The 25,722-nt window shown below is 59.3% G+C and carries 18 protein-coding genes and 1 pseudogene; 10 read left to right on the forward strand and 9 right to left on the reverse strand.

The genetic code is table 11. The features are described 5' to 3' along the window. Positions 1 to 2,378: DUF4347 domain-containing protein (locus LB577_RS33125; RefSeq protein ID WP_263496130.1), on the reverse strand; the 2,378-nt coding region annotated here is incomplete at its 3' end. Between the two features lie 91 nt (positions 2,379 to 2,469). Continuing rightward, complete coding sequence (locus tag LB577_RS16965) at positions 2,470 to 2,757, reverse strand: hypothetical protein (protein ID WP_224687565.1); 288 nt, start codon at positions 2,755 to 2,757, stop codon at positions 2,470 to 2,472. 1,131 nt (positions 2,758 to 3,888) lie between these two features. On the opposite strand from LB577_RS16965, the gene LB577_RS16970 reads away from it, so the two are divergent. Genes LB577_RS16970 through LB577_RS16985 form a run of 4 tightly spaced genes read left to right on the forward strand, consistent with a single transcriptional unit; the run spans position 3,889 to position 10,994 of the window. After that, a complete protein-coding gene (locus LB577_RS16970) occupies positions 3,889 to 7,632 on the forward strand; it encodes a glycosyltransferase (protein WP_224687566.1) in 3,744 nt (1,247 codons plus the stop codon). 26 nt (positions 7,633 to 7,658) lie between these two features. Next, positions 7,659 to 8,435 carry a DUF707 domain-containing protein gene (locus LB577_RS16975; protein ID WP_224687567.1) on the forward strand — a complete coding sequence of 259 codons (777 nt, stop codon included), beginning with the start codon at positions 7,659 to 7,661 and terminating at the stop codon, positions 8,433 to 8,435. 19 nt (positions 8,436 to 8,454) lie between these two features. Further along, positions 8,455 to 9,537, forward strand: coding sequence for a glycosyltransferase (locus LB577_RS16980; protein ID WP_224687568.1), 1,083 nt, complete (start codon positions 8,455 to 8,457; stop codon positions 9,535 to 9,537). After that, positions 9,534 to 10,994, forward strand: coding sequence for a glycosyltransferase (locus tag LB577_RS16985; protein ID WP_224687569.1), 1,461 nt, complete (start codon positions 9,534 to 9,536; stop codon positions 10,992 to 10,994). Before LB577_RS16980 ends, LB577_RS16985 begins: the two co-directional genes overlap by 4 nt. A 57-nt stretch (positions 10,995 to 11,051) precedes the next feature. Here LB577_RS16985 and LB577_RS16990 read toward each other — a convergent pair whose 3' ends face one another. Further along, positions 11,052 to 11,966, reverse strand: a complete 915-nt coding sequence (locus tag LB577_RS16990; protein ID WP_224687570.1) for a DUF5672 family protein — start codon at positions 11,964 to 11,966, stop codon at positions 11,052 to 11,054. A gap of 573 nt (positions 11,967 to 12,539) precedes the next feature. On the opposite strand from LB577_RS16990, the gene LB577_RS16995 reads away from it, so the two are divergent. Both LB577_RS16995 and LB577_RS17000 read left to right on the forward strand, forming a co-directional pair. Further along, a complete protein-coding gene (locus tag LB577_RS16995) occupies positions 12,540 to 13,304 on the forward strand; it encodes a class I SAM-dependent methyltransferase (protein ID WP_224687571.1) in 765 nt (254 codons plus the stop codon). Between the two features lie 268 nt (positions 13,305 to 13,572). Next, positions 13,573 to 14,304, forward strand: a complete 732-nt coding sequence (locus LB577_RS17000; RefSeq protein ID WP_224687572.1) for a hypothetical protein — start codon at positions 13,573 to 13,575, stop codon at positions 14,302 to 14,304. Between the two features lie 274 nt (positions 14,305 to 14,578). On the opposite strand, the gene LB577_RS17005 is transcribed toward LB577_RS17000, so the two are convergent. From LB577_RS17005 to LB577_RS17015, 3 genes are all read right to left on the reverse strand, one after another. Continuing rightward, entirely contained in the window at positions 14,579 to 14,926 is a 348-nt protein-coding gene (locus tag LB577_RS17005; protein ID WP_224687653.1) for an RES domain-containing protein, read from the reverse strand. 192 nt (positions 14,927 to 15,118) lie between these two features. After that, a complete protein-coding gene (locus LB577_RS17010; protein ID WP_224687573.1) occupies positions 15,119 to 15,487 on the reverse strand; it encodes a hypothetical protein in 369 nt (122 codons plus the stop codon). Next, entirely contained in the window at positions 15,475 to 15,714 is a 240-nt protein-coding gene (locus LB577_RS17015) for a hypothetical protein (RefSeq protein WP_224687574.1), read from the reverse strand. The genes LB577_RS17010 and LB577_RS17015 overlap by 13 nt, the downstream gene beginning before the upstream one ends. A 379-nt stretch (positions 15,715 to 16,093) precedes the next feature. On the opposite strand from LB577_RS17015, the pseudogene LB577_RS33505 reads away from it, so the two are divergent. Then, positions 16,094 to 16,321 (forward strand): annotated as a pseudogene (locus tag LB577_RS33505) (HlyD family secretion protein); the annotation flags it as partial. Positions 16,322 to 16,804: 483 nt separating this feature from the next. After that, on the forward strand, positions 16,805 to 17,260 hold the full coding sequence (locus tag LB577_RS17025) for a MucR family transcriptional regulator (RefSeq protein ID WP_224687576.1): 456 nt from the start codon (positions 16,805 to 16,807) through the stop codon (positions 17,258 to 17,260). A 244-nt stretch (positions 17,261 to 17,504) separates the two neighbouring features. Here LB577_RS17025 and LB577_RS17030 read toward each other — a convergent pair whose 3' ends face one another. Together LB577_RS17030 and LB577_RS17035 are read right to left on the reverse strand one after the other, a co-directional pair. Beyond that, positions 17,505 to 18,281 carry an MraY family glycosyltransferase gene (locus tag LB577_RS17030; RefSeq protein ID WP_224687577.1) on the reverse strand — a complete coding sequence of 259 codons (777 nt, stop codon included), beginning with the start codon at positions 18,279 to 18,281 and terminating at the stop codon, positions 17,505 to 17,507. Continuing rightward, positions 18,278 to 19,291, reverse strand: a complete 1,014-nt coding sequence (locus LB577_RS17035; RefSeq protein WP_224687578.1) for an NAD-dependent epimerase/dehydratase family protein — start codon at positions 19,289 to 19,291, stop codon at positions 18,278 to 18,280. Before LB577_RS17035 ends, LB577_RS17030 begins: the two co-directional genes overlap by 4 nt. 384 nt (positions 19,292 to 19,675) lie before the next feature. Between LB577_RS17035 and LB577_RS17040 the strand changes: the two genes are divergently transcribed. Next, entirely contained in the window at positions 19,676 to 21,673 is a 1,998-nt protein-coding gene (locus tag LB577_RS17040) for an acyltransferase family protein (protein ID WP_224687579.1), read from the forward strand. A 5-nt stretch (positions 21,674 to 21,678) separates the two neighbouring features. Next, a complete protein-coding gene (locus LB577_RS17045) occupies positions 21,679 to 23,736 on the forward strand; it encodes an acyltransferase family protein (protein ID WP_224687654.1) in 2,058 nt (685 codons plus the stop codon). Between the two features lie 29 nt (positions 23,737 to 23,765). On the opposite strand, the gene LB577_RS17050 is transcribed toward LB577_RS17045, so the two are convergent. Further along, positions 23,766 to 25,691, reverse strand: a complete 1,926-nt coding sequence (locus tag LB577_RS17050; protein ID WP_224687580.1) for a hypothetical protein — start codon at positions 25,689 to 25,691, stop codon at positions 23,766 to 23,768. Between the last annotated feature and the right edge of the window lie 31 nt (positions 25,692 to 25,722).

Below are 25,722 nucleotides of genomic sequence, written 5' to 3' on the forward strand. Positions count from 1 at the left end.
GTCGAGCCGGTTGCTCCGGTCGAGCCGGTCGCTCCGGTCGAGCCTGTAGCACCAGTGGCACCAGTGGCACCGGTCGCGCCGGTCGCGCCGGTCGAGCCTGTCGAGCCGGTTGCTCCGGTCGAGCCAGTCGCTCCGGTCGAACCGGTTGCTCCAGTCGAGCCGGTTGCACCGGTGGAACCAGTCGCTCCGGTCGAGCCAGTCGCTCCGGTCGAGCCGGTTGCACCGGTGGAACCAGTCGCTCCGGTCGAGCCAGTCGCTCCGGTCGAACCGGTTGCACCGGTGGAACCAGTCGCTCCGGTCGAACCGGTTGCTCCGGTCGAGCCAGTCGCTCCCGTCGAGCCAGTCGCTCCCGTCGAACCGGTTGCTCCGGTCGAGCCGGTTGCACCGGTCGAACCAGTCGCTCCCGTCGAGCCAGTCGCTCCCGTCGAACCGGTTGCTCCGGTTGCACCAGTCGCTCCCGTCGAGCCAGTTGCCCCGGTCGAGCCCGTAGCACCTGTAGCTCCGGTCGAGCCTGTAGCACCGGTCGAACCCGTTGCTCCAGTCGAGCCCGTGGCCCCGGTCGAGCCAGTCGCACCGGTAGAACCAGTGGCGCCGGTCGAACCTGTTGCACCTGTCGAGCCAGTTGCCCCGGTTGAGCCTGTTGCACCGGTCGAGCCCGTAGCACCTGTGGCTCCGGTCGAGCCCGTAGCACCTGTGGCTCCGGTCGAGCCTGTAGCACCGGTCGAACCCGTTGCTCCGGTCGATCCAGTCGCACCGGTTGCCCCGGTGTCGCCAGTTGCACCGGTAGAGCCGGTCGCGCCCGTTGACCCAGTCGATCCAGTGGCTCCGGTAGAGCCAGTGGCACCGGTCGAGCCGGTTGCTCCAGTCGCACCTGTGGCTCCGGTAGTGCCAGTAGACCCTGTGGCGCCGGTATCACCCGTTGCACCGGTCGATCCGGTCGCTCCGGTATCACCCGTTGCACCGGTCGAGCCAGTCGCTCCAGTATTGCCAGTGGCTCCGGTCGAGCCGGTTGCACCAGCAGAGCCCGTGGCACCCGTGGCGCCAGTCGCACCGGTCGCGCCAGTCGGTCCCGTTGAACCACTCGCACCCGTAGAGCCCGTAGCTCCGGTCGAGCCGGTTGCTCCAGTCGCGCCCGTTGCTCCGGTCGCACCTGTGGCTCCGGTAGCGCCAGTAGACCCTGTGGCGCCGGTATCACCCGTTGCACCAGTCGAGCCAGTGGCTCCTGTCGAGCCGGTTGCACCCGTGGCGCCAGTCGCGCCCGTTGAGCCGCTCGCGCCAGTCGAACCTGTTGCTCCAGTCGAGCCGCTTGCGCCAGTCGAACCCGTCGCACCTGTTGCACCGGTAGAGCCGGTCGCACCCGATGAGCCGCTGGCGCCCGTAGAGCCTGTGGCTCCCGTCGCTCCCGTTGCTCCGGTCGAGCCTGTGGCACCAGTCGCACCCGTGGCGCCGGTTGGGCCCGCAGGGCCTGTCGCTCCCGCAGCGCCAGCACTGGCGAGGGTTATGAGGCCACCTGTAAAATGATCGCCGTCGTTGCCCGCGGCGCCAATGTTGTTGATGGGCTGGGTAGCAAAGCTATAACCCGGTTGGTCGCCCACCGTGTTGGGGTCAGCGTCGGCGACATACGTAAGTGTGCCGTATAGTCGGAAGCCTGAGTCATAGATGAGATAGGTATCTCCAACCACGGGAACTGTTACGGTTACCGAGAATTTCGGAGCCGCAGCATTGGCAGCAGATGGCAACTGAAAGCTACCTACAACCGTATCATCGGTTGTAGGTCCGGTACCGTTTGTATCAATCAGATAGTACGTGTTGATATTGTTACTCGATCCAGTATCTACAGTACCGGTAAGTGTCAGATCGCCTGCTGTAAGCACCCCGGTGTAACTTGCCACACCATGCGAAGTCAGCGGCGGCAAAGGCGCGGAGGCTCTAGCCGGTGCGGATAATTCCCAGGCGCCGCCCAGGGCTGCCGCCCCGACCAACGACCTCGATGCGCGGACGTCCGCCCCGACTGCCCGCTCCAAAGCCGCTACGAAGGCCTCGCCAACATTCCCCGATGCCGTCTCGCAGCTCCACAGCCGCAGTTCGCCGTCCGCGGCAAGCGCCCTGCCGATTGCGGCAAGGTCCTCAGCCTCTTCCTTCAGTGTGGCGACCGACCATTCTCCCGCGGTCAAACTAACCCGGCCAGGCGCGCCATGCGCCAAGACGTGCACCGCGTCGAGCCCTTCGTGCCGCGAGAGCGCGGCGGCAATCTGCCGTGCCGTCGGTCGGCGGCCATCCAGCACAATTGCCTGGACTTCGGGGCGCAAATTGCCAAGAACGGTCTGGAGGTCGGAGATCGAAGGGTCGACAAAAAGAATTTCAGAGGCGCGGGCCATGACTGGCTCCTGTTGGCTTCGAATTCAGTTCAAGGGAAAACCGCCCATCGGCTTGGCCGGCGAGCGGTCAGGAGAAGGAGCTTGGGCGCAGTCATCGTCCAGACGGCCCGACGGCACCGTCGGGACGTGCAACAGTGGAGCTCTCTACGCGGAGGAAGCTGCAGGCCTGGAAAGTCCCGTCATCGTCAAACGTGCCAATCGCCAATGAGCCGGCCGCGGCCGGAACCTTGACGGTGACAGCGACGGCGAGGCTTCGCTTGACGGCCTTGGGCAGAATGACCTGGCCGACGATGGTGTTCTTGGCCGTGTCGACGATAAAATAAGGTACATTTTCGGTCGTGTCGCCGATGGGCAAAACGCCTCTCACCGCGACTTCCATGACAGCAAACCCTGCTATGTAACTCATCGTTGTTCTCCTCGTGGGCGCCTGCTGCGCCGCTGCTTCTCTCGTGTCGTAAACTTAAGTTTCAATAGCCGCGGAGCGCTGGCGTTCGCGGAAGCCACAGCTGTCGGCGGTGCGCGCATCGGCGTAATAAGAGGCAGGGCAAGCAAGGTTAGACGGCCATTTCGTTCCGCTCGATCGAACCATGCGCCAATTGTCTTCGCTGAGGTGAGTGCGGAGTCCGCGGGTGCCCGGGAGCACACCGGGTGCATCCGCTAAGAATTGCTCATCAATTGCCGGAGAACGATGGCTGGCGGCCAGGTGCCGATAATTCTGAGGCCGATCGAATCGGAAGCCTGCGTCGCGGCCGCATCGTTTCGTGCGCGGTATCACTCCAACCACAGCCAACTCCCATCACGCATATCGCGATTTCTCGACGACGACTTGCGAGGGAACCGACGATTGCGAGGGAATATCGGGTTGGAAAAAACGCTGGCCTCGAGCTCAAGACAACAAACATCTTCTCACGCACGACACACGCTCGGCGCCCTCATGCACCAAGCGACATGCTCCAGATACTCTCCTGGCTTCGCAGATTGCGCGGACCGGCAGGCCCTCTGCCCGCTCCGCCGCTGCCCTCTCAATAAATTAGACATTACTAAAATCTAAAATTAGCAAGTTGTAAATAACCAAGTTAACAATTTATTAACTTCGGCCGGACAAGCAACTTCCTCTAGTCGACATCCGGATGGCGTTTGCGGGCCAAATGCATCGAGAAATCCAATGCTTACAGGCGCCCGCTTTGTTCGCGGCTGAAGCTCGATATCGCAGCGGATTCGGCGCGTGAGCGATCGAGCCGAAGGGAACGCTTGTTGGCGACGGGTGGTTCAGCGGGATGGTGAGACCCTTGCGGCGCCGGGCAGCGCTGGCTAACAATGGCTGGGGCCAGGGTCGCGTTGCAAAGGAGGGGGACGACCTGTCCTTTGCACACAGAGGTCATGCAAGTGGCCGAGGCTGGGGAACGTGCATGGAGCATGAAGGTCGGACAAATCCGCTGTCACAGAGGGCACCACGGCACAAATGCGACCGCCTCAGCCGGCGGTCATCCGGGGAGCAGACAGTCAGCATATGACAAGCGGAAAGCGCCTCTGCCTCAACATGATCGTCAAGAACGAGATGGCGAACCTTCAGCGCTGTCTCGGGGCTGTCGCCGAGCATATCGACTGCTGGGTCATCGGCGATACCGGGTCGACCGACGGAACCCAGGGTTTCATCAAATCGTTTTTCGCCGCCCGTAACCTGCCAGGCGAGCTGCACGAATTTCCATTTCACAATTTCGAGCAGGCGCGCAACGCCGCGCTCGATCACGCCTATGCCTCGCCGCTCGCTTATGACTATCTGCTGTTCGACGACGCCGACATGGAGCTGGTGGTCGAGGATACGAACTTCCGCAAGGGACTCGACGGGCCGGGCTGCCGATTGCTGCAGCGCTCGGATTCCGGCCTCGCCTATTGGAACACGCGCCTTGCCAGGCGCGATGCCGGTGCACGCTATCACGGTGTAACCCACGAATATCTCGACGTGCCGGGTGGCGTTCAAGAACTGCGTGGCGCCTGGTACAAGGACCACGCCAGCGGCTCGAACCGGGTGGACAAATTCGAACGAGATGCCAGGCTTTTGCTGGAGGCCCTTGAGAAGGATCCGGAAAATCGGCGCTACTGGTTCTACTTGGCGCAATCCTACCGCGACGCCGGGCGGACAGCGGAGGCCGCGGTGGCCTACGCCAAACGTGCCGCGATGGGCGGTTGGGACGAGGAGGCGTGGAACGCTCGCCTGCAGGAAGCGCGCTGCCTGCGCAAGCTCGGCGACGAGGCAGGCTTCATAAGCCAGGCGCTCGTCGCCTGCAATCAACGCCCGCAACGCGCCGAGCCGCTCTACGACCTGGCACAGTTCTATCGCGAGAAGGGGATGAACCACGCCAGCGTGCTGTTTTCGGAAGCAGGGCTGGCTATCAAACGACCTGAACAGGACATCCTGTTTATCGAGGATTATGTCTATACGACAGGCATGATCGAGGAGTTTGCGATAGCCGCAAACTATTCGCGCGATCCGGTGCGCAAGGACCGCGGCTTCGCGGCCTGCAACTGGCTGGCACTGAACCGGACCATCGGCGACGGCCCCAAGGAATTAGCGTGGTCCAACCTGTTCTTCTACGCGCAGCCCGCTAAGACAATGATGCCGTCCTTCGGGGCCCGTCCGGTCGGCTTCACAGCGCCCGATGGCTATCGGTCATCAAATCCGTCGGTGGCGCGATTGGGGGACCAGATCGTGTTCTTGCAGCGGACGGTGAACTACACCCTGGCCGAAGACAACCTGCAATACCACACGCCGGGCGGAGCTCCGGTCCACACGCGGAATTTCCTGCTGCGATTGAGCGATGAACTCGCCATCCAGTCCGCAAGCGAGATTTTGCCGCCGGTTGATATGCCGGAGCCCGCCAACGACCGGGTTCTCGGATTTGAGGACATGCGCCTGTTCACCTGGCAGGATGCGCTGTGGGGCGTCTCTTGCGTGCGCGAGCTGACACAGGAGGGTTGGTGCGAGCAGGTCATCGCGCGCATCGACGAGAGTGGTACGTGTCGGCTGACCGACTGGCGCGTGCTGCATCCGGCAGGACCTCGGGTACACGAGAAGAACTGGATGCCGCAAGTCAAGCCCGGCACGGGAGGGGCAGAGACGCTGCAGTTCATCTACTTCTGCGATCCCACCCGGATCGTGGATGAACGAGGTGCGACTCTGGGCGAGACATCTCCCGCGATTGCAGCCCCGCGGTTCAGAGGGGGAAGCCAGCTCATCACATTCGCCGGTGGTTGGCTCGCATTGATACATGAGGTGCAATGGCGGACCGCGGAAAAGCGGCGTTACTACCTGCATCGGTTCGTCTGGTTCGACGATGCCGAAACCTTGCGAAAGGTAAGTCGTCCGTTCTTCTTCGACAAAAAGGGCGTTGAATTCGCTGCCGGGCTGGCGTGGCACCCCGATGAAAGTCGTTTGCTGATTTCCTACAGCGTGACCGACAGCGAGTCCTGGCTCGCGACTGTCGACGAGGCGGAGGTGAGGTCGCTGCTGGAGGATGTGGGTAGTCTGCCATCGGGCGCGGCCGATACAACTTCCAGCCTGACGCCGGCCTTTGGATCTGGCGCTCCGCCAACGAAAACGATGATAAAGGCTGACCGGGCCGACGACGGAGCCATGGGTGACGCAAGACAGGCGTTGCCGGGAGGCAAGGAAGTCGGCGCCGGCGGCATGAAATCGACAGACGAGATCTTTCATGAGCTCGCGCCGTTTCTGCGCGATGTCGATTCTCCGCTGGAACGACGGGAAGGATCGCGCCAGTTCGACGCACGGATTTCTCCCTTCCTTGGCAGCGACGACACCGCACTTGCGCAGATCAACTGCTTCTACCAGGTGATGTCCGACAAGGCCGAGCATCGTACCCTGATTGCGGCCACGACGTCGATGCGGGCAGCAGGCCATCCGGTACGGGTGTGGAGCTACGCACCGGAGAAGCTCGGGTTCCTCGTCCCGCATGGCGTCGAAGTCCGCAATGCCGATGATGTCATGCCGCGGGCCTTGTTCGAGCGGATCGTTGCCGGCTCCGAGATCAGGTATTTCAGCGATATCTTCCGCTACGCCCTGCTCTATGAGCATGGCGGGCTATGGATGGATTCCGACGTCGTCATGCTGCGGCCGTTCCCGTTTCGCGGCGACCATTTTTTCAATCTGCAATGGCACGGATCGCACAAAGGCCATTTCATCTGCGGCAACGTCATCTATGCCAAGCCCTACAGCCGGCATCTCAGGGTCCTTTACGAGTTGTCGATCGAGCGCTTTCACGCAGCGCACGGCAAGGAATTCGGAGACATCGGCCCCAAGCTTTTGTCCGACTATATTGCCTCCGACGCCGGGGCCGAACTGCGAGAATGGTTGTTCAGCCCAATGTTCTTCAACACCATCGATTGGAATGAGATCGACCGGTTCGAGAAGCCGATAGCGGAATTGGTCGACTATCTGAACGATGAGCGGGTGTACGGCATCCACCTGTGGACGGCGCGCAACGAGGCCCGGCCGGGCGGCGAAGGGGCGCCGCTGATCTCGTTCCTCATCAACCCGCTCGACAGCTTCCCAACCTTCACCAGTCTCGCTGACCGCTTCAACACCGACAAGAACAGACACACCGGCAACCGCCACTGCTACGCGAGGATCTACGATCGCCTGCTGTCACCCCGCCGCTTGTCCATGAAGCGTCTGATGGAGATCGGCCTGTGCCGTGGTTTGGCCGAGGGCAACCAGACCGAAACCCCATCCGTCTCGCTGTGGCAGAGCTATTTTCCGTTCTGTCAGGTGATCGGTGTCGACCTGACGGATTTTTCGCAGCTCAACACTGAACGGTTCAAGTCGTTCATTGGCGACCAATCCAAGCTGGGCGATCTGCGTGCCGTCGCTGCAAAGCTCGAAGCGGGATCGCTCGACGTGATCATCGACGACGGCAGCCACGCTTCGTTCGACGAACAGTTGACGCTGAGCGCTTTTTTCCCGCTGCTTGCCGAAGGCGGCTGGTATTTTCTCGAAGACCTCGACTGGCAGCCGCCCGGCGAGGATCTCGGCAAAGTCACGCTGACCAAGACCCTGCTGCGCGAAATCAAGGACCACGGCACGGCCCGCTCGGTCGATCCGCTGGGTGTGAGTGCGCTTGCCGGTCAGTTCGCAGAAATTCTGTTCTTCGACAGCCATTATGAGTTGAATCGGGCGAAGCTGCTGGGCGGCTTGGTGGCCATTCGCAAGGGCGCAGGAACTGTGGATACTCGATAACAATCAGAGCAAGAACCGTCGGTTCAATGTTTGAGAATTCGAACGATATTCAGCTGTTGTCAGTCCCGCGCGACCCGAGGCGATATCTGGTTCTGATACGCGCCGGGTCAAAGCGCCGCCCTTCCTTTTTTTCTGAGATTCCACACGAGGAGCGCGAGTACGACCTAGCCATAAATTATTACGCCACGCCGCACCCGGATGATATCCTTCGAAAGAGGGCCGAAATTGTTTTTGCGGGCGGCCGATCAAAAATGCATGGCGCTAAACGGTTCTTCGAGGCTACAGGCCTTCATAACGACTATGAGGGAGTTTTATTCCTTGATGACGATATAGAAATTCTTTTCAATCCAGACGCGTTCTTTGCCGTTTGCAATGAGTATTCGCTTGATCTCGCTCAACCCGCCTTGACCCCGGATTGTATCGACGCGATGGGGCTGACGCGCGAGCACCCCGGTCTCAGGCTGCGGACCACGAATTGGGTCGAGGTCATGGCCCCGTTCTTCAGGCGCGCTTTCCTGAAGGAGATGCTCCCTTCCTTTGACCTATCAATATCAGGATGGGGACTCGATTTATATTGGGGTCATCATCTGGCGGACCGCTGGACAGCGGGGATTGTCGACGAATTTCTGATGCGGCATACCCAGGTTAGTAATCACGAGACGGGGGCGTTTTACTCGTATCTTCGCTCGATCGGTATTGATCCCTATGACGAAATGAAATCAATTCTCACCATGATTGATACCAATCCATATATCGCCAGGCCAATACGTTTTATCTACCGAACCTATTCCTTTCGAGCGTAGATCCTATGGAAGGCCTCGAGTGAAAATAGCCGTCTACACCATCGCCTTGAACGAAGCCGCAAACGCGGAGCGCTGGGCCAATTCGGCCGTCGATGCCGACTATAGAATTGTGGCCGACACTGGCAGCACCGACGACACGGTGGAGCGGCTGACCGCGGCAGGCGTTACCGTGTATAGAATAGCGGTTCGCCCATGGCGTTTCGACGACGCCCGCAACGCCGCGATGGCGCTGATCCCGCCCGACGTCGATGTGTGCTGCACGATGGACATGGACCGGTTCCTCGAGCCCGGCTGGCGGCCAAAGCTCGAGGCTGTCTGGGCCCCCGAGACGACCGCCCTTTATTGTCAGACTGTGTACAGATCGAGCGTCGATGATCCGGCACCGCTGCGAAGCTGGCCCGCGAAAAACTTTCACCATCGCTGGCGATATCGCTTCAGACGGCCGGTCCACGAAGCTCTGGTTTTCAGTGGAGAAACGGAAGTCGCCGCGAGCAGCAGCGACATCGTCATGGTTGAGGTACAGGATCTCGCCAAGCCGACGAGGAGCAGCTACCTGCCGCTAATGGAGGTGGCGCACAGGGAAGACCCCGGCGATTCTCAGATCTGCTTCTGGCTCGGACGGGACTTGATGTGGGCCAATCAACATGAGCGAGCCGTTCCGTTGCTTGAGCGCTACCTTGCATTGCCGACAAGCAAATGGGCGGAAGAACGATCCGAGGCGATGCGTTACATCGCCCGCATGCAGCGGCAGGAGAGATTGACCTGGCTGGACAAGGCCAGGATGGAAGCGCCGCACCGTCGCGAGATCTGGCTCGACCTGGCCGAGGAATTCCACGGCAGGGCAGACTGGTTGAACCTGTTCTGGGCGGCCACCAATGGGATCGAGAAGACGCACCGCACCGGAAGCTATCTGGACGACGCGAACTGCTGGGGCTTTCGACTGTATGATCTCGGTGCGATCGCGTCGTGGCGCCTCAATGCCATGGACCGGGCGGTGGAGTGGGGACGAGCAGCGCTTGAACTGGATACGCGGAACCAGCGGCTCAAGGACAACCTCGATTTCTTCATTCGGCGGAAGGAAGAATTACGGGCTGGCGCATGAACGATGATTTGCTCAAACCTGCCCAATTGTTCACGGCGTTCGGCACCGTGCTTTTTGTCGATACGGCATCAGGCCAACTACGCCATGGTCCGACAGAGAGCAGCCCGGCCAACTTGCTGTTCGAACCAGACGAAAATATGCCACGACACTTTCGGCCGGGGCGCTTGGTTCATGCTGCTAGCGGCTCGTCAGAACCCATCGATTGTTATCTTGATATCTGTCTATCCGCCTCCCAGTCGCAACACGAGAACCGACCATCTGGTTCAACAACGCTCGAGCTGATCCCACTCGAACGTGGTCTGCTGACGCTAAAATCCGGTGGGCTTTTTCTGTCGGCTATACCAGACGGACAGATGATGCTCAGGGCACCTGTTTGCAGTACCTGGGAGTTGTTCATCGCTTCAGAAAATTGGTGCACCGAAGTCAGTTCTGGACTGAAAGGCGCGTGGCGTACTGCGGAGAATGAATACGATAAGTCCAGAATCCAAAACCACATTGTTCATCCTGTTCTAAGAGCAAAGTCGAACAGGCGGCCAAACTGCGCCAAGCTGTTGATATACGGATATACCAAATGGTCACACGGCAGGGTCTATTATGATGTCGCATGCCAGCTTAATGACAGGGGCTTTGTCGTTGATATAATCGATTGGCAGCAGGATAACGGTACCTACTTCGATAGCGTTCGAGATTATTACGATTTGTACCTAACTGCGCTCGATGGCGTATCGACTTTGGTCGACCGATATCGAATTCCCTTCGATAAGATAATCGCGATATCGCACCATGAGTTCGATATCCGTATGCTCATCGAACAGAAGGGGCCGGGCGTTTTCGACAGCTTTGCCGGTTATGGGGTCGTCGGTGAATCGGTATATTCGGCATCGATTATGCTCGGTATACCTCGAGCGCCACAGGTAGCATCGCTCGGAATTGACTATGAGACTTTTTTCAGCGCCTTGCCGGAAAGGTTGGCGACAGTTGGCTACGCCACATCGATGTCTGTAAGGACTTTCGGCGTCGAGTGGAAACGTGGCGACCTCGCAGAGGCGGCGGCGCGTGAGGCCGGCTTGGCATTCAAGGTGGCAGGTTCGACTGCAAATCAGATTTCATTTCACGATATGCCGAATTTCTATCGAAGTGTCGATGCTGTGGTGTCAAGCTCCGTGAATGAATCCGGTCCGTTGTCGGTCATGGAGGGGGCTGCTGCCGGAAGGCTCGTGATAGGCACGCCGGTGGGTCACTTCCCGATAAAGGCGTACCAGGGGGGCGGGATTCTTGCGCCAATCGAGGCTGAAAAATTCCGAGCCTTCACCTCTGCCACCTTACGGTACTATAAAGAGAACCCGACCGCCTACGTCGACAAGTGTCGTGCCATACAACAGGCCGCTAGGAGTTTCGATTGGCAATACGCAATTGGTGATTGGATCGAATTGATCGAGGGAGCAAGGTCGGCCTAGACCAACTCACAGCGCGACGGACGATGATACCAAGAGAGCATGACTTGCTGCCGGGTTTCATAGTACTATGCCATACTTCTCGGCAACTTGTTCGCCGTGAAACCCAAAACTCCTGCCTAACCAATAATTCGTGAACGGATGATCTTCAAACAAGCTAAACTTTCCGGCCAATTCCGGTGGACAAAATCTTACTCCGTAGCGAGTTTCCAATAACTTTCTGGCTGCAATCGAAATTACTATGTCCTCGCCAAGGCATTTTTGCCCCTTCTGGTTTGTCACATAATATGCAAAGAGTCGTAGCCTGTCTTCGTAAGGTATCCAATCCTCTATATTCCAAGTAAGTTGCTCCTTGAGAAGGGCGTCGTAAAGTTTCCTGCTCCGCAACGAAAAGCCGCCATTCCCAATGATTGGTCCACACCAATAAGGCCCCCCGCTCCATAGTCCACAGAACGGAGCGCCGATGTAATCGTAGTTCAGAAAAAGGGGATCCCAAGCCTGCGGGTTAACTGCAAAGGCGTGATCTTGTACGATAAGATTGAAGTCAGTTTCTACGAGATTGGGCATTAGTCGTAGGCATATGTTATTAATGTCCTCGATAAAATCGGCGAATACGGCAACTCGAATGTGCCTGATTTCTGTTCCAGGAATTGAGAATGGGAACGACGAGTTGCTGAACCAATATACAATATCAGTTCGAAGAAGCGCCGCGGTCCGTTCAACAGCCCTTGCGGCTCGATCAATGTATTTTCTGCCTCTGGTTTCAATACAGCTAATGCTGAGAGTATGACCCGAAGCAGCTAAGGTATCATAATTGTATTCTTGCGGGGGAACTGGATCGGCGAGAATGAACGATTCCCAGCTGCTGCAGGTTGTTTGCGTCAGAGTGACATGCCCGTCAGGCAGAGCCGTCAAATAGGCGTCGCCCGACTTGAGAGCAACCCAGCCATTGTCGAGTCGCACGATCTCAAACATGGTTGGGTCTATCGGCTGGCTTCCAGTGCGGTCGATTGCGCGACAGTGGGTTGTTTGGCAGGCTATTGGGTCGAACGCGTTCGGACCGTCATACACAACAATTCGACCGTGTCTGCCTTCGAGGACGACCCTGGCGCAACCATGCCCGTCCCCGCGCTTGTCATGACGAAGTTCGCGGGAACCTGGCTCAATGTAGAGGGCTGTCCCATGCGCGGTGAAGAGCCGCGGCGATAGGATGGCTAGGCTGTGCATTTTGGTGCTGGCTCCAAGCGCAATGTTTTGAGTTCCCAAGCCGGTGCGGTTGGCTTGGTAAGCTGTGCTGGAACGATGAGTGTCCAAGCCTTCGACCGCCCTCGACAGTAAGCCGCATATGATGCAATTATCCAGAGACCAAATGCGCGATTTTTGGTTGGGGGTTTGAACGTTCTGGAAGCGGGCTGACCGTATGCCGCCGAGAACGTCCAGCTGTGTGTCTGCTCAGCCAGCGCCTAGCCTTGTCGGTCCAGGGGTTTGCAGGTAGGGTACCTGGCTAAGATTTCAGCGCTGACAATTACGGGGTAGAAAGAGATTAGGTTGAATAACGAGGATATAAGTACGTCCGATGACGCGGATCACTCCGCTGCTATTTGCGGTGAGAGTTATTCCGCGTTTATCAACACTCTCCATCTAAGCCTAAAACCAAAGACCTACTTCGAGATTGGCACTCTTAACGGCGACACACTTAGACTGGCAAACGCCGCTAGCGTGGCAGTCGACCCCTATTTCAGAATCGATGGCGACGTGGTGGGTAGGAAACCAAGTTGTATGCTATTTCAGCAATCTAGCGACGACTTTTTCGCCTCTCACAACACCTCTCAATTATTCGGCGCGCCGATCGATCTTGCGTTCCTCGACGGGATGCATCTTTTCGAATTTCTGCTTCGTGATTTCATGAACACAGAAAAGCATTGCCGCAAAAATTCGATCATCCTTCTCCATGACTGTCTTCCCCCGGGGTTTTTTATGACCGTTAGAGACCCCTCGGACCCTCTGCTGGCCAAATCGCGCTTTGCACAATGGTGGACAGGAGATGTGTGGAAAGTCATTCCCGTGCTTCGGAGTTATCGTCCCGATTTGTCCATAACCATGTTCGGCTGCCCGCCGACAGGGCTCGTTTCCATCACGAATCTCGACCCGGCGAGCCAAACGCTTGACCGTGCATATGCCGAGATTCTTGACCGGTTTTCGTCAAAAGATATCGATCGAGAGGCTTACGACAACTACTGGACGACTCTATCCATCGAAAAGAGCAGTGAATATTCCACAGCTCATCATATGGCGACGAAATTTTGGCTTTAACTAGGTGTCGGTCCGGAATCGGCCAATGCTGCCATAGTGGTTTCAGCCTTTCCCACCTAAGTCAGTCCTCGGCTGGATTCGGTTGATGAGAAGGCGGGAATTTGCCGAATTGGTGGTAGTCAGCGCTACTGTTGGTTTGGTTTCGACGCTGGCTATGCCGCAAAGTAGCTCGCAGAGGAGTCTAGCCGCGCCGCGATCATCTCCCCAGATCGGTCCCCCAACGAGCCTCCTGTCGGCCGCCATCGAGCTCGCCGGCGATTGGGGCCACATGCTGCCGCGCGCAGCCGAGCAAGTCGTCGAGCGCATGCGGTCCGCCTGCCTGGGTGGTGTCCGCCTGGTCTCCGATCGCCAGCCGACGCGGCTTCGGGTCGACGAGCATACGTCCGGCCCACCGTCCGTTTGGCTGCATCCGGACGGCAGCACCATGGCATGGATTATCGTGGACATCGGCGAGCGCGACTGGTCGAAGCTTGCCTACCAGTTTGGACATGAGCTCGGCCATGTCGCAGCCAATAGCTGGCAGGCCGATGCCAAGCCGGGACCACCCTGCCAATGGCTCGAGGAGGCGATGGTCGAGGCGTTTTCGCTGCGTGGCCTGGCGCGCCTGGCCAAGGACTGGAAGCAGAACCCGCCCTTCGCCGGCGACAACGCTTTCGGCGATGCCATTGCCGAGTATCGCGAGAACATCATCCGGGGCTATACCGCGCTTGCCGACAGCCAGGGGCTTGTCCGCGACGCCGCGGCGTGGTTTGCCGACCATCGCAGCGAGATCGAAATGCCCGGGCTCAATCCATTCGCCCAGGCGATGTCCATGACCATCCTCGCCGAATACGACCGCGCGCCCGACTGCGTCGAGGCGCTGGGTGCACTCAACCGCTGGCCCGGCCGCACGGGTATCCCGATCGCGGAATACCTCCGGCGATGGGAACAGAGCTGCACGGAAGTGCATGCCTCGCCGCAACTGCCACTCCGCTTACGGGAGTTATTGCGCACTTCGTAATAGCGGTGCGGCTCGACGCAGCGGCCGAAGGCTGTGGCTCAGAACCCCTTTATTGTGGTCGTTGCCGCCGTTGCAGCCATCGCTGAGGGGTCTGCTACCGCGCTCATCCGCGGCGCCTTAGCCCCCTACCCGCCTGACTGCTTTCATTCCGGGAGGACGCTCTGAGCTATCCGAGATTAGATTAGCGAGGCGCAGACGTGATTGTTGCCAAACCATCAGGCCTCTAGCTAGGGCGAAAAGAACCTCTCCTGCCGTCGGCACGAGCGAGAGTGCGTTACCGCAAGGATAGCTGGTCCTTCGGCAACCGGCCGCTCGGGTCGAATACAGCTACCTTGTGCGGCAGATCCGGACCCCAGTCCCAAAGTACCAGGTTACGATCCTCCATCTCGGCGCTCGGCGCGAAACTTGGCACAACGATGCCGGCCATACTTCGAGACTGCAGCCGGTCGTAGACGGACCAGGACGCCGGGCGCTTCCCGTCGCTAAGCGCCGTTGCCCAGGCGCAGGCCATGTCTTCAAGCGCGATAGAAAATTCTCCCCTCGTCTCGTTCGTCGTCAGATCCGCGATCGCGCTGTCGCTGCCGGAGATGATCATCCTGCGCTGGGGCTGCGGTTGAGCCAGGCAGTGTCGTCGGTTGGGGGATGAAGGCAGAGATGACGGCCCAGCTCGTCACTGACTGGGGAACCTAAGGACGACGATCGAGATTGACCACTGGCTTTGTGATGTCGACGCTGTCGTTGCGAGTCGCCAAGAACTTCCTTCTAGTGAAGGTCCGAAATGGGGCCGGTAGACGCCGTCTCGTATTTTGGAAGGTCAGCGAAAAGCTATCATTCGGCGATCGTCCAATTGCCGACGTTGCGACTGCTGGAGCAACCATGAAAACGCACGCCGCAAAAATGCTTCGCCACCCGTCCTGACAACCTCACCGTGCGCAACGACGACGTGCTCGGGATGCTTTCCGATCAACTCACGAATCTTTGGGCGCGCGGTTGCGCGGTTGCGGAAACTGATCCGATAGTCGATCGGCGGATAACCCCACCCTTCGATCATTTTCGAAAGTTTCGCGATTGGCCGCATCCACCAAGGCCAATGACGTTTCAAGAACGTCTCGCTAAAGGTCTGCGAGAGGTCGGCGATGATAGCGGTGCGCGACGCGCGGTGAAAGAAGATCAGTTCGTCCATGAAAGGCGAATTGGTGAATAGAATTGGTCGACTTGCCCGTCCCATTCGGCGGGCGGATGGTCGGCCAGTACTCCGGAAAAGCGAAGTTCGCTGCACTTGGCGATTGTCGCCGCCGTCGCCCACAGGTTCGCTCCCGGAAAGGCAGCCTGCCACTCGCCTAGAAACAGGTAGTGCAGCTTGTTGGGGCATATGCCGAACAGGCCCCAGCGCTCGAATCTCAGCCTCAATCGCAGCCGTCCTTTCGACTGGCGACCACAACCACAGCCCCCCATCGGCAAGACGCACGACGGCCATGCGCGTCGGATAATCGAATCCTTTGAACGAGACGATTCCGCCATTCACAATCCATAAGTTTGATCCCAGCGGCTCCAGCATGGCCGTTAAGTCTAATGCGCAAGGTGGGCGCTTTCCATAAAAAAGGACAATCGCCGCGCCTGTTGAGGTGACGAATCGTGAAGCGCATCCAGATCTTGGCTCTATCAGTGCCTAGCGCTACGTCCCTCCCAAAGGTTCAACAGCTACGGCTGACGCGCCGAGCCCCGACCAAAACCGACCAGAAGCTGATGGTGGTGGTGCCCGCCGGCACGAAGCTCGAGAATCGAGGCGATGCTGCTCAACCGCGACAAGGGGTTTGTCCGTGAGGGGCAGGAAGTTCGGATCAAGCTCGAGGCTTTCCCATTCACGCGCTACGGCACGCTCAACGGCAAGATATTGACGGTATCGAATGACGCGATCCCGGCCGGCGCGCCGCAGCAGGCGTCAGGGGCCAAGCAGGAGACCGCGCATGATGCCGCCGGCCCGCTCGTGTTCACGATGCGAATTGCGCTCGACGAGACATCGACACGCGTCGAGGATGAGGATGTAACGCTGACGCCGGGCATGTCGATGACGGCGGAGGTGAAGAGCGCGCCCTTCCGGCAGGCGCTCACCGAGCGCGGTCTCGCCTGGGCGGTCGGCATCCCGTTCAAGCAGAACGGAGGCGCATAGCTCACGTTCAGCAGAACTATCGGGCTCGTGCTACGTGCACGACTAAGGAGGGGGCACACGCGCCAGAAAGTCCATGCCTCTTGAAATTTTTCCCAATACCGACTCTAAGTCACAATTTGTCCCATAAGCACTCGCAATTCGGGCTGAGGCGCGACGCAAAAAGTTCGAAAAGCTTCCAAGAACCCCAGGCGAATTGGACGCGCTCTGTGGCCTGGGTCTCGGTAACCATCTAATATTATCCGATGGTGGAATTTCTCTCGGCATCGCTCACAATTTCGGTATAGGACAGACGCGTGGGGCGAGCTTTATCCCTATCGTAGGAGCTGATACTTGAGCGATCAAAACGAAGCCCAGACGGCCGATCTCGTGGAGCTAACTGCAGACATTGTCTCTGCCTATGTAAGCCAAAATCCACTACCCGTTGCTGGGTTGCCAGATCTGATCGCGGCGATTCATTCGTCACTGACAGGTCTTGGCCAGCCGAATGTGGCCGAGCTGCCTAAACAGGAGCCAGCCATCAATCCAAAACGGTCGGTAGCGCCGGACTACATCATCTGCCTCGAAGACGGGAAGAAATTCAAATCGCTAAAGCGCCATCTCTCGGTACACTACCGACTCGCTCCGGACGAATATCGCGAGAAATGGGGATTGAAGCCGGATTACCCGATGGTTGCGCCGAACTACGCGGCTCAAAGATCAACGCTTGCGAAGGCGGCGGGGCTAGGACGCAAACCGCAGCCGGTCTCTGCTAAAAAAGTTCCTGCCAAGCGCAAGCCCAAGGCCTAGTACAGACAAGATTCTGGAGCGTCCCACCTCGGGCGCTCTGGTTTCGAGCAAAACGACCCACCGGCCACGTGCCGGGGCGCACTCCAGAAGGCGGACACTATTGCGAGCAAGCGGCAACGTGGCCAGAAGCCGGATAGGAAGGACCGCTATATCACCATCCTGTCGCGCGAGGATTCGCAACACTCGCGCTACGAGTGGCTTATATTATGGGTAGCCTAGACTAGGCTATTATGGGTAGCCTAGACTAGGCGGAAAAAATCAGCCCTATCGTCAGTGCCCCCGCGGCGTAAACAGCCGGTAAAATCTGACGATTCACACCAATCCGAAGCAAGGTGTGACCAAGGTGGTCCGTGCCGCCCATCCAAGGCCTCCGCCCCTGTAGCAAGCGGCGAGAGGTTACGAATATGGCATCAATCAGCGGGACGGCAATCCACGCTAGCGAGGCGTCAAAACCTCTTTTCGAAGCAAGAAGCACGATTGCTGCGCCGAGGAGAAGACTGCCGCTATCGCCCATAAAAACGCGGGCGGGCGGATAGTTGAAGCAAAGAAACCCGACACACGCGCCCGCACCGGCCATCCCGATCTCGCCGCCCAGCCCCAGGAAGGCAGCCGCGACCGCGCTCGCGGCAAGACCATCGGCATGATCGAGCATGTTGACCGCGTTGCAAGCTATCCAAATGACGATCGGAACCCACCACACGCCTGTGATGATCCCAGCTGATACAGCCGCAGCGGCCAATGCCGCTGCCTTGGCACCGGCGGAAAGGGATCGGACGTCATCCAGCGCGCCGATCAAGCAGAAAACAGCCAGCAGAAGAATATGCTCTACCGGAAGCCACGGAGATATCGCGATCAGCATGGCGGGGCCTGCCAGTCGAGGGATCTCCCCCGATGTGTGCCATCGATCGCTCTTGACCTTTGAGACCGCTCCGATGCGGGTCGCCAGACGCGCAAACAGCCACACACCAACAACCGCTAAGAGCAAGGCCCCGATGAACGGTACAAATGGGCCAAGCGTCAAGCCATCACTCGTTGGGTGCGCATGTGCTCGATGCTGTCGGTGATTGTCTGGTTTGTGCTTCGCAGCGGGCGCCACCCTGTCATGGTGGTCAAAAGACTGGTGTCCGGTACGCGATCATACGTTACGGCAAACCTCTCGCCATACACTGCGGTGGAAGGCTTCGTGACGATCGGGGCGCCGGACTTGGCGGCCTCAACCACCATCTTTGCAAGATTGCCGATCTGCACCGCCTCGCTGCCGCCCAGATTGACTGGTCGTCCCCGCAAGGATCGACATTGGATGATCAGGAGTAACCCTTCGGCGGCGTCGGCAACGTGAAGAAATGCCCGCCTCTGTTCGCCGTCGTCGTGAACAACGAGCGGCTCGCCTCGCAAGGCTGCGTTGACAAAAACCGGCAAGACCAAGCCGGTCACCGGTCGCTGCCGTGGACCAGCCATGTTGAATGGCCTGACGATCCAGGTGGGGATACCAAAATCGAAAAACAGTCCGGCAACCAGATGCTCGACCGCCGCCTTGGCGGCAGCATAGCCCCACCGCGGCCGGAGATCCGTCATCACGGGATCGGACTCTGTGATTGGCCGGTCCCGGCCGGAGCCATAGACTTCGGAGCTTGAGGTATAAAGAAGCGGGCGCCGGTGCAGTCGGCATGCCTCGACAATCGCACAGCCTGACTCGAGAATGCCGCTGGTAACGGCAAAGCGTTCCTTATGGGCCAGTTGAACCCCGATCGGGCTCGCCAGATGGAACACGGCGTCCGCCTGGCGAACCTCATCGTGAACCGCCGCACTGTATGCTGGATCGCCAACCCTGAAGGTCCGGATCGTTAGGCGGGGATCGCTGGCAGGAAGATTGTGAAGCGAGCCGTTCGAAAGGTCATCGATAACGGTCACGCTGCAATTGCGCCCTAGCAACAGATCGACCAGTGCCGACCCAACGAAGCCTGCGCCACCGGTAACCAGTAGGTGAGTTCGCGGGCCGAATTCAACCATGTCCGCGCTATGGTTGTCCACAGTTGCCACCCTCCAGAACGACCCGTGGCCTCGCAACGCACGGGACAGTCTTTCTATACAATCATGGACAGGGCAAACAATCCCGTTTTTTCACCAAGGCGATCGAGTTTTCGACATCTTGATATCGCCAATGAACGAGTACCCATCCGAAATGTTGCCAGTAGTCCGATGCCGTGGCTCACGAGAGCAGAACTGATTCTGGCACATGCCTACCAATGTGTAGGTTTTCGTCGCTCCAGCGTGAAACAAATTGTGAGGGTATCCCCACGTTTCTCGCAATGCGGCTTGTAAATCGAACCGCGAGTGCCGCCACTGCGGATGTCCCGTCATCGACTCATGTGGCGCAACCAGGCTATGAAACTGGGGGGCACTGCAGGAGGCGCTTTGAAACCCGACTATCGGCCAGATATCGACGGATTGCGCGCAATCGCAGTGATCGCCGTCATTCTTTTCCATTTTGAGGTGCCCGGTTTCCCGGGCGGGTTCGTCGGCGTCGATATCTTCTTTGTCATTTCTGGTTACTTGATCACGCGCCTTCTGGTGGCGGAAGGCGGTGGACCATCCCTTGTCGAATTCTACGGCAGGCGGATGCGCCGAATACTGCCGGCGATGCTGGTAATGATCAGCCTCTCATTCGTCGCAGGGTGGTTTCTGTTGCTCCCGGGGGATTATGCGGCTCTAGGACGTAGCGCGGCGTATTCCACGTTCGGGCTGGGTAATTACTACTTTCTCTGGAACACAGGCTATTTCGACCGCGAGTCGACGCTTCTGCCGCTGCTCCATCTCTGGTCGCTCGGCGTCGAAGAGCAGTTCTATCTCGTATGGCCGGTGCTGCTTCTGATTGCCAACCGGCTGGCACGCGGCCGCCACCTACTGGTTGTTGTGCCGATCTGCATCGTCGCGCTAGCCAGCTTCTCGATCTCCCTCCATCTGGTAGCGGTCGATCCGAAACAGGCATTCTATGTTCCCTTCAGCCGAGCCTGGGAATTGGCCCTCGGCGGCCTACTCGTCTTTGCACCGCCGATCGGCCGCCGGCATAGGTCCGATGCGTTCGGGCTGATCGGCCTTGGCCTGGTAGCCGCCAGCACCCTCTGGCTATCGCCGAGCCAGCCGTTTCCGGGCCGTGGCGCGCTCGTTCCGGTGATCGGCGCTGTCCTGCTCGTTTGGCCGCGGTCGCAGTCAACGATCTCGGCGCTGCTTGCGAGCGCGCCTTTGCGATCGACGGGCAAGATTTCCTATAGTCTCTACCTCTGGCATTGGCCGATGCTAGTCTTCTTCCGTCACTACGCCGGCACCGCATTGCCGTCAGCGGTCGAATCGTCCGTGCTTATAGCGATGGCCTGGTTGGCGGCGTATCTATCCTGGCGGTTCGTCGAGGAACCCGTTCGCCGCTTGCGGGCTCCGCCGTCGAGGGCACTTATCGCTGGTACCACCGCCCTGGCGATGGTTTGCCTGAGCGCCAATGCGATCTTCGAAGCCGGTGGGTTCAGCAGCAGGATTTCGAAGGAAGCCGAGGCAATGCGCAGCCTTGATGTGATGTGGGATTGGTCATGCCCGCAAATGGTCAGCATTCCTGAGCTGGGCAGCACCTTTTGCGCGTTCGGTGCGCCTTGGGAAAAAGCGGCGCGGCACGCTGTGCTCTGGGGCGACAGCCATGCCGAACATCTCGCCCCGCTATTCGACAGCGCAGGCAAAGGAGAAAATACGGCTTTCTTTCTTTATCGCCCCTGCCCCGCCGCCTTTGGGGAGGGTGTCCACCGCGACTTTCCCGATTTCCCCGGCTATCGGGAAAGTTGCTCATTGTCACGAAAGGCTGCGGTCGGCATGCTGAGACAGCGGACAGACATCGACCTCGTGGTGTTGTCCTCCGCCTGGACAAGTCTTGCCACCACCGATGTCGTTGCTGATGATGGACAGCGGACGGATAAAGTCCTGTTGTTGCGTGATGGCCTGCGCAGCCTTGTCGAGGAAATCAGCAACCCGGATCGACGCATCGCAATCATTGGCCAAGTGCCCGGTCCAGGCATTGACCTGACTTCGTGCGCGGCGATACGCGAAAGCGGTATGCTTAGGCGTTGTTCGACCGAGATGAACAGCGAGCAAGTCTTCCGTACCTGGTCGCCGATGGTGACCGCGCTCGGATCGCTCGTTCAGGATAATGCCGTGGTCTTTATCAATCCGGTCAAAGGCATGTGTCTGGACAGACATTGCCCCACCTACATCAATGGCGAGTTCATCTACCGCGATGGCTCGCATATACGCAGAAACCTGAGGCCCGAGACCGACGATGCCATTGCTCGAATGATGGGTCTCTATTCGGCCTTGCCGGACCAGGAGCAGACCCGGATATCGGCTGCGAATGCAGCCGGCAAAAGCAATTGAGTGAGATGCGAAGCGGCGAAGCTCTACCTTCGACGGCGACTGGAGCGGCCTGCCGCGAAAGCAGCAACGCGCTGCCCGATGGAGGGCAGGCCGGCTCCCTGTCATCTACGGCTTCTGCCGCAATTGACCGTCATCGCACAGACATAGACGGGCTTAGAGCTGTCGCCGTTCTGGCGGTAGTATTTTTTCATTTGAGAATTTCAGGTTTCTCCGGCGGCTTTGTCGGCGTCGATGTATTTTTCGTAATTAGTGGTTTTTTGATCACCCGCATTGTGGCGGCCGATGTCGACGCAGGGCGTTTCAGTCTGGCGCAGTTCTATTCGCGTCGGGCGCGCCGCCTCTTGCCGGCTTTCTTCACGACGCTGTCGCTTTCATGCGTCGCTGCGTTTCTGTTGTTTACGCCTCAGCATCTGGAGACCTTCGGGAAATCTCTGGCAGCAGCGGTTTTAGGCGTATCCAACATCTTTTTCTGGCGCGAGTCCGGTTATTTTGATCTCGCCGCGCGGATGAAGCCGCTCCTTCATACGTGGTCGCTGGGCGTGGAGTGGCAGTTCTACCTCGTTTGGCCATTGCTGCTTTCAGTTTTGCTGGCCCTATTCCCACGGCGAATGGTTTGGCCGATCATGGCCATTGCCGTTTTTAGCTTCTGTCTCATTTTTGAATTCCAGGACGGATCGGTTTGGCTGCTTTCTCGAACGGGGGCCGCCGAGTGGATCGCCGACGGACGTGCCACCGTCTTCTACAACACGCCTTTTCGCGTGTTCGAGTTCGCTTGCGGCGCTGCGCTGGTATGGCTTCCGGGGCCGCGGTCCATCATTGTCCACGAGTTGCTCGCCGTGCTCGGGCTGACACTCATCTTGAGTGCCATCTTCGTTCTCGGAAGTGGTTCGGGCAATCCCGCCTGGAACGTCCTTCCGCCTGCAATCGGCGCCGCGATGGTGCTGCATGCTGACCGTTCGCGATGGACAGGCCTTATCTTGCGCAACGGTCCTGTCTCTTATCTCGGACGCATCAGTTACTCGCTCTACCTCGTCCATTGGCCGCTGATCGTGTTCTGCGAATATGGGCTCCTTCGGCCACTACTGCCGGCAGAAGCCATTGTCATCGGGCTGCTGTCCTTCGCCCTGGCCATCTTGATGTTTCATTTCATCGAACAGCCTTATCGCAGCCGCCGTGGCCTAGCCGGACCTTCAAGACTTGCCTTGGTGGGTGTGGTCGCATTCTCGGTGGTCAGCTACGCGATGTCGGGCGGGATGTCCTGGCGACTTCAGTTATCGGTTGCGGGAACCGAACTGGCTGATAGCACAGCGTTGAAGGCAATCAGCGGCTCGCTGGGATGCGAGGATTTCTGTGAGTTCGGAGATCTTAGCAGCCCAAACAAGATCCTGGTGGTTGGCGACTCCCATGTCGACCACTACACGCGTGCTCTCGAGGAGCTTGGGGGTAAGGAGTTCCATTTCCTGCTGGCGCAGGCTGGCAACTGCTATTTCGGTGCGGATCTCCAGACCCGGACAACCGGCGCCGTCACACAGCACTGCCGGAAAGCGAACGACCAGGCCGCGCGTTGGCTAACGGCCGGCGGCATCGTGGCCATCGTCCAGGCGCAGCGCTGGCCCGGATATCGCAACATGCTTGAGAGCAAGGCCGACGTCACGCCTGTCGACATGCCAGACGTTGCAAGGTTGTTTCCGACCATGCTCGGAGATATCGCGAAGCTCTATGCCGGGTTTCACGGCCCGGTCATTCTGGTCGGGCATGCTCCCAACACCAATCTGATATGCAATACAAGACCGGCCTATTTCTCCCTGCCTTGCCCTGTTCCATCGCGCGCCGAGCATGTCGCCTTCGAGGCGGCGTTTGCAATTTTCGCACCTGCGCATCCCGGCTTCGAACTGGTTGATCCCATCGCAACGATCTGCTCGTCAACAGCGTGCCAGGCGACCGACGAAGCCGGACATAGCCTCTACGTGGATGACCATCATCTCTCGATATTCGGGGCAAGGCTCATCGTGCCGATGATCATCTACCGACTTCGGAGCGATCTGTCGGTGGCATCGCGATAGACGAATAGGCACAGGGCGCCAGGGGACCCCTACCGGCGATCAAGTCGACGGGACCGGCGCAGCGAAGCCAGCATCGCGAGAGACCACGCTACCGTCATACACAGGAGAAGATTACAGAGCGGATTGATCGAGAGCGGGATACCGACTTCGTAGTCGCGTCCATTCTGACGGGGGTCGCTGCCATCCGAGGCAGCGAACAGCAACGTGTCGCGCCGGCGGAACGTGTATTCGCTGGGCCGGACCGCCGGCCTTGCCTGTGGAGACCATTCGACCCGTTGGAGCGATGCCGTGTCCTCGCGCATATAGGAAGCTGCTGAAGAAGACAGCCCGGGGCCAAGGTCGCTGAACCGGAACAGGCCGGGAAATTGCGGCGGCGCAAGAAGGGTCTCGTATCCACCCCTGGCAGCGTAGATGGTGTCGGCCTGCAGGCGTTTCACAGCGAATGGCGGCGTTAGCAACAGGATCGCGATACAGCCGGCGACGAAGAACGCAACGCCACCCACCGTTCCGAAGGCAAAGCTCCGGCGTGTTTCATCGTTGTCCACTGGCGCCATCCGCCCGGCAATCATGCCGCCGACGCCGAGAGCTACAGGCAGGAAAAGGCTCGGCGTGAGCAGAAGGTCATGCGATGTCAGCATGACGCCGACCAATGCGACACCCAAAGGAAGATCGCCCGCATCCCGCACGAACCAGAAGGTGAAGGCGACGACCCCGAGCGGGATCAGCCAGCCGAAATGGCCAAAGGCGATGGCGAACAGGACGAAGGTGTTGTGGGGGGCAAGCGGCTGGGCCACCTCAAGCCCGCGGCCAAAGAACCCGCCCTCTCGATAGGCGAGCAGGCCACGCTCGAGAAAGAGAGCCCGGGCCGAGATCGAATTTCTGCCGCCTTCGCCTGTCAGGCGCTCACCGAGTGCCTCGATCTTGGCGACATTGCCGGTCGGGCTGGCTTTGGGCGATGTCGGCGGGACCGCAGCGGCCGGTGCGGAGGACAATGGAGAGGGCGCGGCTGTAAAGCTGGGGCTGGTTTTGGGCGTGGGCGACGAGAGCGCGGAAGTTGGTGCTCCCGACGATGGGGGGGGCGCTGGGACTGATGGCGGCGTAGCAATGGCAGGCGCCTGATCAACCGATGCGTCGACGGCCCTCGCCGCCGCATCAAGTGCATCGGCCAGGGACACTATTCCGGTAACCGACCCATCGATGGCGGCGCGGAAATAAGCGTTCACGGTTAGGGCGGCGCCGATCGTCCCGAGTAGCACAAGACCGACGGCACAGGCACGCGCCCTGCCCTTCGGGTCAAGCTGGAAACGCCGGCCGTCGCGGTATCGGGGCCAGATGCGGACGGCAATCGGCACCGCGACCGTGGCGACGGCTGCAAGAATGGTCGAGCGCGAGAGAGTGACCAACAATGCTGTACCGACAAGGATGAGGAAACTCGCGCGCCATGTTTTCGATACGGCGCGGCAGCTCGCCGCGGCGCCGAGCAGCAGCCCCGCTGCGGCGACGTTCGGGTTGATCGCCAGACCCGCGGCCCGGCCGGGGGTACTGGTAAAGCCGTCGGCAAAAAACAGGTCAATGAGGCAAATCACGGCGTTAAGAGCCGTGACCGACGCCGACAGCCGCAACGCGACCAGAGGTGCCGAGGCAAGCATGAGAACGATCGCGGCACCGCCGAGAAAGAGCGTGACCAGATAGCTCTTGGCAACGATCCCGATGGAATGCAGGGCCGTCGCGGCAACCGCAATCGCGGCGGCGATCGCAAGCGGCAGGATCCTGGCGCGCACGTCCCGGCGCGTAGCAAGAATGGCGATTGCAGCGATGAGGACGCCGCCGTAGATCGCGTAAATGACAGACCTTGCGAGGTCGTCCCTGCCCATGAAGAATGGCAGAAAGAACGGCATGAACCAGGATTGGTAGACGACGACCACGAACGCGCAGAGCCCTGCGGCAGGCTTCACGAATAACGACCGCGGCGGAGCCGTCGCCTTC

The sequence above is a fragment of the Mesorhizobium sp. B283B1A genome, from assembly GCF_020165735.1.
In the GTDB taxonomy this organism is placed as follows: domain Bacteria; phylum Pseudomonadota; class Alphaproteobacteria; order Rhizobiales; family Rhizobiaceae; genus Mesorhizobium; species Mesorhizobium opportunistum.